The following is a 13,427-nucleotide window of genomic DNA, read 5'->3' as shown; positions in this document are numbered from 1 at the left end:
AATATGTTTTCGACGCATAGGCGTTAAGAGCCTGAATCAAAAAGCGGCATGTGTGCGCGAAAATGGTGATTTTCGAGTACCGGAGCGGAGCGTACTTTTGGGTACGTGAGCACCGGAAGCCTCGCATAATCCCGAAAAGTTGCAGACTTTTCGGTTCAGATTATGCGAAAGCAAATCTCAAATTGCCATTTGCAGCCACACAGGGCGACTTTTGGAACAGGCTCTAAGAGAGACGAAGTGTGATGGCACCCAGCACAATAAGCGCCGCCGCTGCAAAACGCGGAAGCCCCACCTTTTCCTTCAGCACCACGGCAGAAATGATCATGCCGAAAAGAATGGCGGTTTCACGCAAGGCGGCCACCACGGCAATTGGCGCCATGGTCATTGCCCACAGCGCCAGCCCGTAGGAGCCGAGCGTTCCCACGCCGCCGATCAGCGCCGGACGCCAGCGATTGCGCATATAGCTGATGAACCGGTCCGGCTCACGATAGAGCGCCCATCCGGCAAGCGGGACGGCATTGATGACAAACAGCCACAATGTATAGGAAAGCGGCGCGCCGGACGCACGAACGCCAAGACCGTCGATAATCGTGTAACCCGCAATAAAGCCGGCATTGGTCAGGGCCAGAACGGCTGTGCGGCTGGAGGTGCCGCGATTGCGCCGCCTTGCTTCCAGCGCCATGGCCAGCACGCCCGAGCAGATGAACACGATGCCAAGCCAGCTTTTCCAGCCCATGACCTCGCCAACCAGCGGCGCGCTGACCAGCGCGACGAGCAAGGGCGGCGTGCCGCGCATGATCGGATAGGCTTCGCTCATATCGCCGGATTTATAGGCCGCCGCCACCAGTGACATATAGAAAGTCTGGGTGACGGTGGACATCATGATATAAACCCAGCTTACCGAGTTCGGCATGGGCAGAAATGGCACGATGAAAAGCGCGATGAAACCGGCAGCGCCGGTCACGCTGGCGGCAGCAAAAAACTTGTCGCCGCTGCTTTTGACGATAGCGTTCCAACTTGCGTGAAGAAACGCGCCAAAGAGGACGATCAGAAGGACGCCACCGGACATTGCAAGCTCGACTCAGGTGAAGATGCGGTTGGTGACCGCTGTATGTCACATTTATGACAGCCAAGGCGAATCGGAAATTCGCATCGCTCTTGCCGAAAACCACAAGCCGTGAAACAAGCGCGATCATGAACTATCGTCACGCCTATCACGCCGGAAATTTCGCGGATGTCGTCAAGCACGTCATCCTCGCCCGTATCATCGATTATCTGAAGCGCAAGGATCAGGCCTTTCGCGTCATCGATACTCATGCGGGCATCGGGCTTTACGACCTGAAAGGTGTGGAAGCGGGCAAAACAGGTGAATGGACTGGCGGCATTCACCGCCTTGTCGATGCGGTCGATAAGGGCCAGATTGAACCCGCAGCACTTGAACTGCTCACGCCTTATCTCGATGCGGTGCGTGCGGTAAATGCGGACGGAAAGCTCCGTCATTATCCCGGTTCGCCTTATGTGACGCGACATCTGTTACGCAAACAGGACCGCCTGTCGGCACTGGAACTGCATCCACAGGATGCGGCCAAACTGGCAAAGCGTTTCGACGGCGATTATCAGGTGCGCGTCATTGAACTTGACGGCTGGCTGGCGCTGGGCGCGCATCTGCCGCCGAAGGAAAAGCGCGGCCTCGTGCTGGTCGATCCGCCTTTCGAAATAGAAGGCGAATTTGACCGTATGGTGGATGGTCTCGCCAAGGCGCACAAGCGCTTCGGCGGCGGCACTTATGCGCTGTGGTATCCGGTGAAGGATCGCAAGGAAACCGAGCGTTTCGCCAAACGGCTTTATGAAACCGACATTCCGAAAATCATGCAGATCGAGCTGGCGATTCGCGCGCCCTCACCCGAACCGCGCCTCGATGGCACCGGTATGATCGTCGTGAATCCGCCCTATACACTCGAAAGTGAGATGCAAACGCTGCTTCCCACCCTTACGAAACTGCTGGCCGAAGAAAAGGGAAGCAATTTCAGTGTTCGGTGGATACGCGGCGAGACGGATCGCACTTGACCGTTGCGGCCTGCTGAAAGAAACTGCGCGAAGCAAAGCTTCGGCTATCACAGACATAAGCGCGCGCTTCGCGTTCGCATTTTGGGACAGGATAGAGACATGCAACTTACCTCGGGCAAACTGGATCGCTTCGGACGCTTTTCGCGGGCCGCCCTCTTCGCCGCCTCCGTCCTGCCGCTAACCTTTGCAGCCCTGCCCGCCAGGGCTGCCGATTACCTTCAGTCCGCACCAGCCGTGGTCGACAACACCGTCTGCAACCAGCAGAGCGTGCTGCGCTCGGTGGTCTCACGGTTCGGCTATCAGGTGCGCCATGTTCCTGAACTGCCGCAGGTTGGCATTTCCGCCATGAGCGATGTGCGCCTGACCCGCTTTGAGCCAAAGACAAACCCGGCTGAGATCGAACGCACCTATTGCAAGGCCACTGCCGTATTGAGCGACGGCCAGTACCGTTCAGTCTGGTATCTGATTGAAGACGGTCAGGGTTTTGCCTCTGTCGGACGCAACGTGGAATTCTGCGTTGAAGGCTTCGATCGCTGGTATGTCTACGACGCGCCAAGCTGCCGCGTCCTCCGCTGACCTGACCGGAGGTCCCATGCTGCGAAGACTGGCGGCTGTCCCAAGCGCTTTGCGTTCGGTTGCCCTGATGGCGACATTGTTGTCAGGGCTTTCAGGCGTAGCCTTTGCTGATGACCGCGACAACGGCGATGTACCCGGCGATTTCGACTTCTATGTCCTGTCGCTTTCGTGGTCGCCGAGCTATTGCGCGTCGGAGGGCCGCCGCGCCAACAAGCAGCAGTGCAACACGCAGCGGCCTTTTGGCTTTGTGGCCCACGGTCTGTGGCCGCAGAATGAATGGGGCTATCCGGCCAATTGCCAGCTCGACAATGAGCGGAGCCGCGGCGGCTATGTCCCGCGCCAGATCATTTCCAGCCTTTCTGACATCATGCCTGCTGCCGGATTGATCGGCCATGAATGGCGCAAGCACGGAAGCTGTTCCGGCCTGTCGCAGACCGATTATTTCGGCACACTTCGCAAAGCCTATGATCAGGTCAATATTCCGCCAAGCCTTCGCAGCGTGAGCGGCAACCGCCGGGTTGACCCGATGCTCGTCGAAAACGCCTTCATCGCTGCCAATCCGGGCATGAAGGCCAATGGCATTTCCGTCACGTGCCAGCGCAACTATCTTCAGGAAGTGCGCATCTGCATGACGAAAGACCTCCAATTTCGCGCCTGCCAGGAGGTCAACAATAATTCCTGCCGCAGCCGTTCGGTCATGATGCCGGCAACCCAGTAATCTTCATTCTCAGGAATCAAACATGACGCAGATTCTCTATTCACCCGCCTCGCCTTACAGCGCGAAGGTGCGTATGGCCGCGCATTATGCAGGCGTCCCTTTTGAAAGCGTGGTCGTGAATACGTCGGCCGAGCCGGAGAACCTCATCAGCGCCAATCCGCTCGGCAAGATTCCGACCCTCGTTACCGATGATGGCAAGGCGGTTTTCGACAGCCGGGCCATCACGCAATATCTGAACCGCGTTTCCGGCAACAAGCTTTTCCCGCGCAATGCGGAAAAGCGCACCGATGCCGAACGTTATGAAGCCATTGCCGATGGTCTGGCCGACGTTCTGCTCGCGCATGTCTACGAGCGCCGTCTGCGCCCGGAAGAGAAAATTCACCAGCCATGGCTGGATCTGCAATGGCGCAAGGCTGAACGTGCGCTCGACCTGCTCAATGAAGCGCCTCCGCGTCTGGCGGGCAAGCTCCATGCGGGCCATATCGCCGTTGCGGCTGTGCTCGGCTATCTCGCTCTGCGTTTCGATGGCAAGTGGGAGCGTGGTCGTCCGAAGCTCAAGCGCTGGGTCAAGCGTTTTCAGGAACTGCATCCGGAACTCACGGCCCTGCTGCCGCAAGGCTGAGTTCTCACGGCTAAACCTTTTTGATGATGAACAGAACGCCCCGGATGGCAGCCGCTATCCGGGGCGTTTGCGTTTTTGGCGATTAGTGGTTGCCGTCCAGGGCCTTCAGGATGCGGTAACCAGCCTTGATCCGTGCTTCGTTCGGATAGTTGCGGTTTGCAAGCATCACAATGCCGATCTTCTTAGCCGGCACAAAGGCCACATAAGCTCCAAAGCCGCCGGTCGAACCGGTCTTATTGAGCAGCATGTCGTCTGACGGCTGCATGGGCGGATCCAGCCTTTCGATTTTATGCGATTTCATCGCCATGTCGGATGTGTTGCCGCCAAGCAGCGTTTTCAGGCTCAGCGGATAGGTGTAACGCTCCCAGCCGAGGCTCTGCGTCATATCTCCCACCTTGTAATAGCCGGTATGGGTGGCCGCTACGGCCTTTTGCATCGGCTGATCGAGCGATGTGCTGTCCATATTCAACTGCACAAAACCAATCAGATCCGGCGCGGTGGTCTTGATTCCATAAGCCTGTGCGTCGAAGGCACCGGGAGACACGCGGATCGGCTTGTTGGCTTTCGAATAGCCAAAGGCGTAATTCTTCATCTGCCTTTCAGGCACATGGATGAATGTATGCTTCAGGCCGAATGCCGGAATGAGCCTCGATTCCATCACTTTGTCGAAGGGCTCGCCCATGCTTTGGGCAGCGAGATAACCGAACAAACCGATACTTGGATTTGAATAACGCCTTTGCGTTCCCGCCGGATAATCCGGCTTCCAGTTCTTGAAATAATCGATCATCGTCTTGTGGTCGGTGACGCTGTCCGGGAACTGCAAAGGCAAACCGCCCGCCGTATAGGTGCCAAGATCTAGCATCGAGGCCTTGTCAAAGCTGCTGTCCTGAAGCTCTGGAGCGTATTTCGTCGCCGCGTCGCCCAGTTTGAACGCGCCGTCCGCAAGCCCCAATCCGCCCAACGTTGCAGTGAAGGTCTTGGAGACGGACCCGATCTCGAAGATCGTGTCTTCGGTCACCTTCTGTCCGTTTTCCTTCGAGGCGACGCCATAGCCGAAAAAGTAGGTCTCACCGCCAGCGGTAACGGCGACGGCCATTCCGGGAATCTTGTGTGCGGCCATGACAGGCTTGATCGTTTCATCGACCAGAAGCCTGATTTCCTTGTCGGTCAGTGCGTTCGCAGCCTGCGCAGATACACTGGGCAACAGGCTGGCGGCAGCGGCCATACTCAAAGCAGAAACGGTAGTTTTTCTCATGACTGATACGCAATCCTCATTGTGAAGCGATTTTTCCACCGCTCTGGGGGCATGCGGTGGAAATCATTGTTTTCTCATGTGAAATAACGCGCGTTAAACCTGATGCAGGTGAATTTAAATCAAAACCCGTCTATCCGGCACTATCGATATAAGCGAGCTATACGTCCGAAACAAACGACGTTATCTTGGCTCTGGCATTAGAAAAATTTGGGTATTGCGATGGTACGGCCTCATCTTCCGCTGAATGCACTGCGCGCTTTCGAGGCTTCCGCTCGCCATCTGAGTTTCACCAAGGCGGCAATCGAATTGTGCGTGACACAGGCCGCAGTCAGCCATCAGGTGAAAAGCCTCGAAAGCCGCCTCAATGTCACCCTGTTCGAGCGCCTGCCGCGTGGATTGTTGCTGACCCACGAAGGCGAAACGCTGCTGCCCACCTTGCGCGAGGCCTTTGACAATATCGCCGGGACGCTGGAACGTTTTGAGGGCGGGCACTACCGGGAGGTTCTGCGAGTCGGCGTCGTGGGAACGCTGGCGGTCGGCTGGCTGATCCCTCGCCTGCGCGATTTTCAGACCACGCATCCATTTATCGATTTGCGGCTTTCAACCAACAATAATCGCGTCGACATCGCAGCTGAAGGACTGGATTTTGCGATTCGGTTCGGGTCCGGCGCGTGGCACGGCGTCGATGCAACCCGGCTTCTGGAAGCGCCGCTTTCGCCCTTATGCATTTCGGACATAGCAAGCGAGCTGAAAACGCCATCGGATCTGACACGGCAGACGCTGCTCAGATCCTACCGGGCTGATGAATGGTCGCAATGGTTTGCCGCTGCTGGCGTCACCGGCGACATGCCGCTGCCCAAAAGCATCATGTTCGACTCATCTCTGGCGATGATGGAGGCCGCAACACAGGGCGCGGGCGTAGCACTTGCACCGCCGTCGATGTTTACCCGGCAGCTTCATGCCGAAACAATCGTTCAGCCCTTCCAGCAAACGGTAGCGATGGGAAGTTACTGGCTGGCGCGACTTCAATCGCGTCAGGAAACGGACGCCATGGCCGCCTTCCGTAAATGGCTGGTTGATACCGCACAGCAGGAAGGGCATTGACCGGACGAACTTCCAGTGAAGAACACTTCGGACAACAAAAAACCGGGCAGTTGCCTGCCCGGTTTTCCGTGTTCAATTATCAGATAATTAGAACTTGTAGCCAACGCCGACGCGGATGTCGTGGGTGTCGAGCTTGTTGCCGACGGTCGTGCCGTCGAGATCGTAGTTCTTGTTACCGAACTGGGTGTAGCGATATTCAACGCGGCCCAGGATGTTTTCGGTCAGCTTGGCTTCCATACCGGCGCCAGCAGTCCAACCAACGCGGAACTTGCTTTCGTCGTCGCCATTGCCGCTGAGCTTAACCTGCGAACCAGCAACACCACCGGTGATGTATGGCATGATCGGGTTCAGGTCGTAGCCGAGACGTGCACGCAGCGAGCCTTCGAAGCCCTGCTTGACTTCCAGACCGTCCTTGGACTTCTTGGCCCAGGAGTAACCGGCGTCACCTTCAACACCGTATACAAACTGGTCCTGCTGGAAGTTCCAGCCAGCATATGCGCCAGCCTTCCAGTCGTCAGGCTTGATGGTGCCGACGATGTCGTTCTTGGCCTTGTTCCAGCCGTAGCCGAGGTACAGACCGGTGTAGCCGCCAGCCCAGGTGTTCTGAGGAGCCATTTCGACCGGAGCCGGAACAGGTGGCTGTTCCTGAATGGCGTCAGCAGCAAAGGCAGTCGCAGAGAACGGCAGCAGCGCAGCCGAGGCGATTACGAGAGACTTAAGAGTGCGCATAGCATTCTCCTTACACAAATTACGTTTGACACGGTCCCTTATCGGGCGGGCAGCATGTTGGGAGTTGAAACCGCCCATGCCGTGCTGATGGGGAGGAGGTATCGTCGGTAATTGCGGCACGAAATGCCCGCTTCTGTGAAGAAAACCTGACGAGAAAATGGCAAAAATGCGATGTTGCATTCTCGCAACGCCAAGCTTTTGTGACTATATGAGCGGGTGCGGATTGTTGCGGGGCAATCAACTCACTCCCTTGCCACGAGAAGCACCTGAAATTGCTACTATTTTGTCAGCAGCCGACCCGCTTGGCGCTATTAATGGATGCAATTTCGTGAGCAAACTGGCATGAAAATCACGAGAGAATCTCGATAAGAAAGTGTTTACCGTGTTGAACGATCAGGAAGTCAGCCAGCTTGCAAAATGTCCGGTTCTTGTGACCGGCGGCGCTCGGCGCATCGGAAAGGCGATTGTCGAAGACCTCGCTGCCCATGGCTTTCCTGTTGCGATCCACTGCAATCGCTCGGTTGACGAAGGGCAGGCTCTGGCCGATGCCATTATTGCGCGCGGCGGTACGGCCTGTGTCGTCCAAGCCGATCTGACATCCGAGCAAGATGTGCGCGGCCTGGTCGCTAAAGCAGAGAAGCAGCTTGGGCCGATCCGCCTGCTCGTCAACAACGCGTCCTTGTTCGAGGATGACCGGGTCGGTGATCTCGACATGGCGTTGTGGGACAGGCATTTCGCGATTCATCTCAAAGCCCCGGTCATTCTTTCAGAAGCGATGACCAAGGCTTTGCCGGAAGGGACAGATGGGCTGATCGTCAATGTGATCGACCAGCGCGTCTGGAAGCTCAATCCGAACTTCTTCTCTTATACACTGTCCAAGACAGCGCTTTGGAACGCGACCCGCACGCTTGCGCAGGCATTGGCGCCGCGCATCCGCGTCAATGCCATTGCGCCGGGCCCGACCCTGCCAAGCGAACGGCAGCGCCCGGGCGATTTTGAGCGACAGGTCAGCAAGGTGGCGTTACAGCGTGCGCCAGAATTGCCGGAATTCGGGCGTACAGTGCGTTACTTCTGGGAGAATCGTTCCATTACCGGCCAGATGATTGCGCTTGATGGCGGGCAGCATCTGGCATGGGAAACCCCCGACATCGCAGGAATCACGGAATGAGCGGCAACCGCAAAAACCATGACGATACCGATTCCAACCTGCCGTCCGACGACGAGCAGGACGTGGCCGGTATTATCATTGGCGATGCGGAAGCCGATGATGATGAAGACAGCGACGACACGGGTTCCGAAATTGTTGCCGCGCCTTCCATGGCCGACCAGATCCAGTGGGATTCGTCGGACGGCCTGCCGGATACGGCAGGGCTTAGCGGTCAGGATATCATCAACGCCTTCGTCAAACGCCTGCCGAACAATCCCGGCGTCTATCGCATGTTCAACAGCAATGGCGACGTTCTTTATGTCGGCAAGGCGCGGAACCTTAAAAAGCGCGTTTCCAATTATGCACGCGGCATAGCTCATTCGAATCGCATCGTGCGGATGATCCGCGAGACGGCGATGATGGAATTCGTCGTAACGCGCACTGAAACCGAAGCGCTGCTGCTTGAAGCGAATCTGATCAAAAGATTGCGCCCGCGCTTCAATGTGCTGATGCGCGACGACAAGTCGTTTCCTTATATCCTGCTGACCGGCGACCATCGCGCGCCCGGCATTTTCAAGCATCGTGGTGCGCGTTCGCGCAAGGGCGACTATTTCGGCCCCTTCGCTTCGGCGGGCGCAGTGGGACGCACGATCAATGCGCTGCAACGCGCCTTCTTGCTGCGCACCTGCACCGATTCGGTGTTTGAAAGCCGCACCCGCCCCTGTCTGCTCTATCAGATCAAGCGCTGCTCCGGCCCATGCACGCACGAAATCAGCGATGCAGATTATGGAGAGCTGGTCTCCGAGGCCAAGGCATTCCTGTCCGGCAAGAGCCAGTCGGTGAAAGACCATCTGGCCACCGCCATGCAGGCGGCGTCTGCTGATCTCGATTTCGAACATGCTGCGGTCTATCGCGACCGTCTGGCTGCACTTTCGCATGTCCAGTCGCATCAGGGCATCAATCCTCAGACAGTCGAAGAAGCCGATGTTTTCGCCATCCATCAGGAAGGCGGCATGACCTGTATTCAGGTCTTCTTCTTCCGCACCGGCCAGAACTGGGGCAACCGCGCTTATTATCCGAAGGCCGACAGTTCGCTTGGCCCGGCGGAAGTTCTGGGCGCTTTCCTGTCGCAGTTCTACGATGACAAGCCCTGCCCCCGGCTTGTGCTTTTGTCCGAGGCCGTGGAAGAACAGGCGCTCATCGCCGAAGCGCTTTCCACCCGCGCCGGTCATAAGGTGCAGGTCAATGTGCCCCAGCGCGGCGAGAAAAAGGACCTCGTCGATCACGCCTTGACCAATGCGCGCGAAGCACTGGGCCGCAGGCTTGCCGAAACCTCGTCGCAGGCACGCCTGCTGCAAGGCATGGCGGAGACATTCGGCCTTGCGCGCACGCCGCGCCGCATTGAGGTCTACGATAACTCGCACATCATGGGCACGAATGCTGTTGGCGGCATGATCGTCGCCGGGCCGGAAGGCTTCGTCAAAAACCAGTATCGCAAGTTCAACATCCGCTCGACCGATATCACGCCGGGCGACGATTTTGGCATGATGCGTGAAGTGATCGAGCGTCGCTTTTCAAGGCTGGTGAAGGAACATGGCGCACCGGATGAAGCGCCCGATCCGGAAAGCGTTGAAACACCTGAAGTCACTGACAGTTTCCCGGCCTGGCCCGATGTGATTCTCATTGATGGTGGACAGGGGCAAGTGGGTGCTGTGCGTCAGATTCTCAATGAAATGGGTATCGCCAATCTCGTCAATGCAATCGGCATCGCCAAGGGCGTGGACCGTGAGGCGGGACGCGAGCGGTTTTTCGTGGAGGGCAAGCAGCCTTTCACCCTGCCTCCGCGCGATCCTGTTCTTTATTTCATCCAGCGGATGCGCGATGAAGCGCACCGCTTTGCCATCGGCACGCACCGCGCAAGGCGCAAGAAAGAGATGATCAAGAATCCGCTCGATGAAATCGCGGGAATCGGTCCATCGCGCAAACGCGCTTTGCTGCATCATTTCGGAACGGCAAAAGCGGTTTCGCGCGCAGCTGTGGAAGATCTGATGCAGATCGACGGCATATCGGAGGCAATGGCACGCACCATTCACGATCATTTTCGTGACCGGTGACGCAATTTTGATGCGCATTTGCGCAACAGCGTCATAAGGTCCAACCAGAACACCTGCACAAGTGTTGATTTTATTGATCATCCCTGTTGATGTGCACACAATAACGGTTACGGCGGAACAATGCAGAAAAATCATACCCTCTCCTTGCCCAACATCCTCACTTACGGACGGATTGTCGCCGTGCCGCTTGTGGTGTTGTGCTTCTTTGTGGAGGGGCGTCTTGAATCCAGCGACTTCGCGCGCTGGACCGCTCTTGGCCTGTTTGTCGTCGCCAGCATCACCGATTTCTTCGACGGCTATCTTGCGCGCATCTGGAAGCAGACCTCAACGATCGGTCGCATGCTTGACCCGATCGCAGACAAGCTTCTTGTGTCTGCGATTCTGCTGCTTCTGGCTGCCGATGGCACGATTGCTGGCTGGACCCTGTGGGCGGCAATTATCATCCTGTGCCGCGAAATTCTCGTTTCGGGCCTGCGTGAATATCTCGCAGAATTGAAGGTCAGTGTTCCCGTTTCACGTCTCGCGAAGTGGAAGACCACGGCGCAAATGGTTGCGCTGGCCTTTTTGCTGGCCGGCCCTGCCGGTGATAAAGTCATGCCCTATGTAACGGAACTGGGCATCGTCCTGCTCTGGATTTCGGCAATCCTCACGCTTTATACGGGCTGGGATTACTTCAAGGCAGGCCTCAAGCACGTGATGGATTAAGCTCGTGAACGTCAAAGTCGTCTATTTCGCCTGGGTGCGGGAGAAAATCGGCAAGGGTGAAGACCTCATCGTCCTCCCTGCTCCGAAAGTGACGGTCGGCGAACTCATTAGCCAGCTGAAAACCCGTGGTGAAGAATATGAAGCCGCGTTTGAGCATGGCGACGTTATCCGCGCGGCAATCAATCAGGAACATGCCGAACACGATGAATTCATCCAGGACGGGGACGAGGTCGCTCTTTTCCCGCCCATGACGGGTGGCTGAGATGAGCGGGCAACCAATTTGCCCGCTGTTCGTCAGCGTTCGCGAAGATGATTTCGACGCGACGGTCGAAGTGGAAAAACTTCGCGACGGTCGCAAGGATATCGGCGCCATTGTCACCTTCTCCGGGCTTTGCCGGGATGAAAACGGTCGCCTCTCCGCGCTTGAACTCGAACATTATCCCGGCATGGCGGAAGCCGAGATCAGGCGTATTGCCGAACAGACGACGGCGCGCTGGCCGCTTCTGGGCATATCCGTCATCCACCGTTACGGACTTATCAAGCCCGGCGACAATATTGTGTTCGTCGCAACTGCTTCGGCGCATCGCCTTGCCGCCTTCGAGGCAGCCTCTTTTCTGATGGATTTCATGAAGACCGGCGCTCCATTCTGGAAGCGCGAGCATCTTGCTGACGGCACTGCGGATGGCTGGGTCGCAGCCAAGGACGACGACGAATTAAGTCGAAAGCGATGGGTCAAGTCGCAAGATACTTGAACCGCTCAATTGGCACTTTGATCTATTTGCAGAAAACTCCGTTTCACTTTAAGTGCGAATTAACTATTTAAACCCCTAAAATACAGGGTAATTTGGGCGGCACTTACTTGTGCTGCCACAATTTTCACATGAAGATTTCCTTATTGTCTGCGGAGTGAATCAAGCTCCTGTCGGACGCGGATCGCGGACGGAGCGACGGACACTGCAACACTGTAACGATGGGAGAATATTCCCGGCTGTGCAGGAACGAGGTTTCGGACTTTAAGAATGCGAAAACTACTGAAGAGCACTCTTTCAATTGCGGCGGCACTCGTGGTCGGCCTTGGCGCGCTGGGTGGCGCAGCCTTGTTCCTGACCACGTCCATGCCAACGAGCAGCATTGCCGCGGAAAAGACTGTCAGTGGCAAAGTCATGTATCGCGAACGCATCGCCCTGCCGCCGGAAGCCAAGCTGACGGTGCAGCTTGAAGATATTTCGCTTGCCGATGCGCCGTCGCAGACGATTGCCGAAACCCGCATTGATTCCGCACAAGGATCCCCGATCCCCTTCGCGATCAATTTCGACACGGACAAGATTCAGCCGGGTCATACCTATGCCCTGCAGGCGCGTATTACGGCTGGTGATACGCTCTGGTTCGTCAACGACCAGAATTACACCATCGATCCGGCCAATCCCGGCGCTCCGATTGAAATGCGCGTCGTCATGGTTCGCAAGAGCGCCGACGAGACCGTATCAATCGGTATCGAAGGCAAGGACTGGCTGGCGGAAGACATTCAGGGGGGCGGCGTCATCGACAATGCCCAGACCACACTGACCGTCACCCCCGACGGCTCTGTCAGCGGTTCGGGCGGCTGCAATCGTTATTTCAGCAAGGCGACGGTGACAGGCGAAACGATTTCGTTTGCCGAAGTCGGTTCGACCTACATGCAGTGCCCGCCTGCGCTCATGAACCAGGAACGCAAGTTCCTCGATACGCTGACCAGAACACGGTCATACAAGATCGACACTGTGGGCAAACTCGTCCTTCTTGATCAGGAAGGCAAAGAGATCGCAACACTGGCGCAAAATCTCTGATTTAATTTAAGAGAAGATACAAAAAAGCCGGGCTCGCGCCCGGCTTTTTTCATTTATGCAGATCGGATTAGCCGACGATTTCGGTGCCCGAGAACCAGTAAGCGATTTCTTCGGCAGCGGTTTCCGGAGCGTCGGAACCGTGAACCGAGTTTTCGCCGATCGACAGCGCGAATTCCTTGCGGATCGTACCAGCGTCTGCGTTAGCAGGGTTGGTTGCGCCCATGACTTCACGGTTCTTGGCGATTGCGTTTTCACCTTCGAGAACCTGAACGATCGTCGGGCCCGAAGACATGAATTCGGTCAGTTCGCCGAAAAAAGGACGGTCCTTGTGAACAGCGTAAAAGCCCTGTGCTTCACGCAGGCTCATCCAGACGCGCTTCGAAGCGACAACACGCAGACCAGCTTCTTCAAGCTTGGCGGTGATTGCGCCGGTCAGGTTGCGGCGGGTCGCATCGGGCTTGATCATGGAGAAGGTACGTTCGATTGCCATTATGACACCTTGTTTGCTGGGAAATTTTAGAAAAGTGAGGCTCTATACCGTCGATAAGCCTGATTGCCAAGAGG

General features: G+C 56.7%; 15 protein-coding genes. 11 read left to right on the top strand and 4 right to left on the bottom strand.

Features of this window, described 5'->3' with window-relative positions:
- Positions 1-223: 223 nt before the first annotated feature.
- Complete coding sequence (locus tag QBD01_RS05160; RefSeq protein ID WP_280991858.1) at positions 224-1,069, bottom strand: DMT family transporter; 846 nt, start codon at positions 1,067-1,069, stop codon at positions 224-226.
- Positions 1,070-1,194: 125 nt separating this feature from the next.
- Here QBD01_RS05160 and QBD01_RS05155 point away from each other — a divergent pair, with 125 nt between their 5' ends.
- From QBD01_RS05155 to QBD01_RS05140, 4 genes are all read left to right on the top strand, one after another.
- A complete protein-coding gene (locus tag QBD01_RS05155) occupies positions 1,195-2,067 on the top strand; it encodes a 23S rRNA (adenine(2030)-N(6))-methyltransferase RlmJ (protein WP_280991857.1) in 873 nt (290 codons plus the stop codon).
- A 99-nt stretch (positions 2,068-2,166) separates the two neighbouring features.
- Positions 2,167-2,643 (top strand): phage portal protein, encoded by a 477-nt coding sequence (locus QBD01_RS05150; protein WP_280991856.1) that lies wholly within the window; start codon positions 2,167-2,169, stop codon positions 2,641-2,643.
- A gap of 16 nt (positions 2,644-2,659) precedes the next feature.
- Positions 2,660-3,361, top strand: a complete 702-nt coding sequence (locus QBD01_RS05145; protein WP_280991855.1) for a ribonuclease T — start codon at positions 2,660-2,662, stop codon at positions 3,359-3,361.
- Positions 3,362-3,383: 22 nt separating this feature from the next.
- Positions 3,384-3,983 (top strand): glutathione S-transferase, encoded by a 600-nt coding sequence (locus QBD01_RS05140; RefSeq protein WP_280991854.1) that lies wholly within the window; start codon positions 3,384-3,386, stop codon positions 3,981-3,983.
- A gap of 82 nt (positions 3,984-4,065) precedes the next feature.
- Here QBD01_RS05140 and ampC read toward each other — a convergent pair whose 3' ends face one another.
- Positions 4,066-5,238 carry a class C beta-lactamase gene (gene ampC, locus QBD01_RS05135; protein WP_280991853.1) on the bottom strand — a complete coding sequence of 391 codons (1,173 nt, stop codon included), beginning with the start codon at positions 5,236-5,238 and terminating at the stop codon, positions 4,066-4,068.
- Between the two features lie 219 nt (positions 5,239-5,457).
- Between ampC and QBD01_RS05130 the strand changes: the two genes are divergently transcribed.
- The gene (locus tag QBD01_RS05130) at positions 5,458-6,342 is read left to right on the top strand and encodes a LysR family transcriptional regulator (protein ID WP_280991852.1); all 885 of its coding nucleotides are present in this window, start codon (positions 5,458-5,460) and stop codon (positions 6,340-6,342) included.
- A gap of 87 nt (positions 6,343-6,429) precedes the next feature.
- On the opposite strand, the gene omp25 is transcribed toward QBD01_RS05130, so the two are convergent.
- The gene (omp25, locus tag QBD01_RS05125) at positions 6,430-7,071 is read right to left on the bottom strand and encodes an outer membrane protein Omp25 (RefSeq protein WP_280991851.1); all 642 of its coding nucleotides are present in this window, start codon (positions 7,069-7,071) and stop codon (positions 6,430-6,432) included.
- 382 nt (positions 7,072-7,453) lie between these two features.
- On the opposite strand from omp25, the gene QBD01_RS05120 reads away from it, so the two are divergent.
- From QBD01_RS05120 to QBD01_RS05095, 6 genes are all read left to right on the top strand, one after another.
- Entirely contained in the window at positions 7,454-8,239 is a 786-nt protein-coding gene (locus tag QBD01_RS05120) for an SDR family oxidoreductase (RefSeq protein ID WP_280992116.1), read from the top strand.
- Positions 8,236-10,332, top strand: a complete 2,097-nt coding sequence (gene uvrC, locus QBD01_RS05115; RefSeq protein WP_280991850.1) for an excinuclease ABC subunit UvrC — start codon at positions 8,236-8,238, stop codon at positions 10,330-10,332. Before QBD01_RS05120 ends, uvrC begins: the two co-directional genes overlap by 4 nt.
- Before the next feature lie 120 nt (positions 10,333-10,452).
- On the top strand, positions 10,453-11,037 hold the full coding sequence (gene pgsA, locus QBD01_RS05110; RefSeq protein ID WP_182520151.1) for a CDP-diacylglycerol--glycerol-3-phosphate 3-phosphatidyltransferase: 585 nt from the start codon (positions 10,453-10,455) through the stop codon (positions 11,035-11,037).
- Between the two features lie 4 nt (positions 11,038-11,041).
- The gene (gene moaD, locus QBD01_RS05105) at positions 11,042-11,299 is read left to right on the top strand and encodes a molybdopterin converting factor subunit 1 (protein ID WP_280991849.1); all 258 of its coding nucleotides are present in this window, start codon (positions 11,042-11,044) and stop codon (positions 11,297-11,299) included.
- 1 nt (position 11,300) lies between these two features.
- The gene (locus QBD01_RS05100; protein WP_280991848.1) at positions 11,301-11,789 is read left to right on the top strand and encodes a molybdenum cofactor biosynthesis protein MoaE; all 489 of its coding nucleotides are present in this window, start codon (positions 11,301-11,303) and stop codon (positions 11,787-11,789) included.
- A gap of 267 nt (positions 11,790-12,056) precedes the next feature.
- The gene (locus tag QBD01_RS05095) at positions 12,057-12,863 is read left to right on the top strand and encodes a YbaY family lipoprotein (protein WP_280991847.1); all 807 of its coding nucleotides are present in this window, start codon (positions 12,057-12,059) and stop codon (positions 12,861-12,863) included.
- Positions 12,864-12,930: 67 nt separating this feature from the next.
- Here QBD01_RS05095 and ndk read toward each other — a convergent pair whose 3' ends face one another.
- A complete protein-coding gene (gene ndk / locus QBD01_RS05090; protein WP_109368676.1) occupies positions 12,931-13,353 on the bottom strand; it encodes a nucleoside-diphosphate kinase in 423 nt (140 codons plus the stop codon).
- Between the last annotated feature and the right edge of the window lie 74 nt (positions 13,354-13,427).

Source organism: Ochrobactrum sp. 19YEA23, assembly GCF_029909865.1.
GTDB classification, from domain to species: Bacteria; Pseudomonadota; Alphaproteobacteria; order Rhizobiales; family Rhizobiaceae; genus Brucella; species Brucella gambitense.
Note: the sequence above shows the minus strand (reverse complement) of the source record. Positions and strands in the feature narration are given on the sequence as shown.

Coding starts and splice junctions, on each gene's coding strand:
- QBD01_RS05155 (WP_280991857.1), top strand. CDS start 1,195: ATGAACTATCGTCACGCCTATCACGCCGGAAATTTCGCGGATGTCGTC.
- QBD01_RS05150 (WP_280991856.1), top strand. CDS start 2,167: ATGCAACTTACCTCGGGCAAACTGGATCGCTTCGGACGCTTTTCGCGG.
- ampC (WP_280991853.1), bottom strand. CDS start 5,238: ATGAGAAAAACTACCGTTTCTGCTTTGAGTATGGCCGCTGCCGCCAGC.
- QBD01_RS05095 (WP_280991847.1), top strand. CDS start 12,057: ATGCGAAAACTACTGAAGAGCACTCTTTCAATTGCGGCGGCACTCGTG.
- QBD01_RS05160 (WP_280991858.1), bottom strand. CDS start 1,069: ATGTCCGGTGGCGTCCTTCTGATCGTCCTCTTTGGCGCGTTTCTTCAC.
- omp25 (WP_280991851.1), bottom strand. CDS start 7,071: ATGCGCACTCTTAAGTCTCTCGTAATCGCCTCGGCTGCGCTGCTGCCG.
- uvrC (WP_280991850.1), top strand. CDS start 8,236: ATGAGCGGCAACCGCAAAAACCATGACGATACCGATTCCAACCTGCCG.
- QBD01_RS05130 (WP_280991852.1), top strand. CDS start 5,458: ATGGTACGGCCTCATCTTCCGCTGAATGCACTGCGCGCTTTCGAGGCT.
- ndk (WP_109368676.1), bottom strand. CDS start 13,353: ATGGCAATCGAACGTACCTTCTCCATGATCAAGCCCGATGCGACCCGC.
- QBD01_RS05145 (WP_280991855.1), top strand. CDS start 2,660: ATGCTGCGAAGACTGGCGGCTGTCCCAAGCGCTTTGCGTTCGGTTGCC.
- QBD01_RS05140 (WP_280991854.1), top strand. CDS start 3,384: ATGACGCAGATTCTCTATTCACCCGCCTCGCCTTACAGCGCGAAGGTG.
- pgsA (WP_182520151.1), top strand. CDS start 10,453: ATGCAGAAAAATCATACCCTCTCCTTGCCCAACATCCTCACTTACGGA.
- QBD01_RS05100 (WP_280991848.1), top strand. CDS start 11,301: ATGAGCGGGCAACCAATTTGCCCGCTGTTCGTCAGCGTTCGCGAAGAT.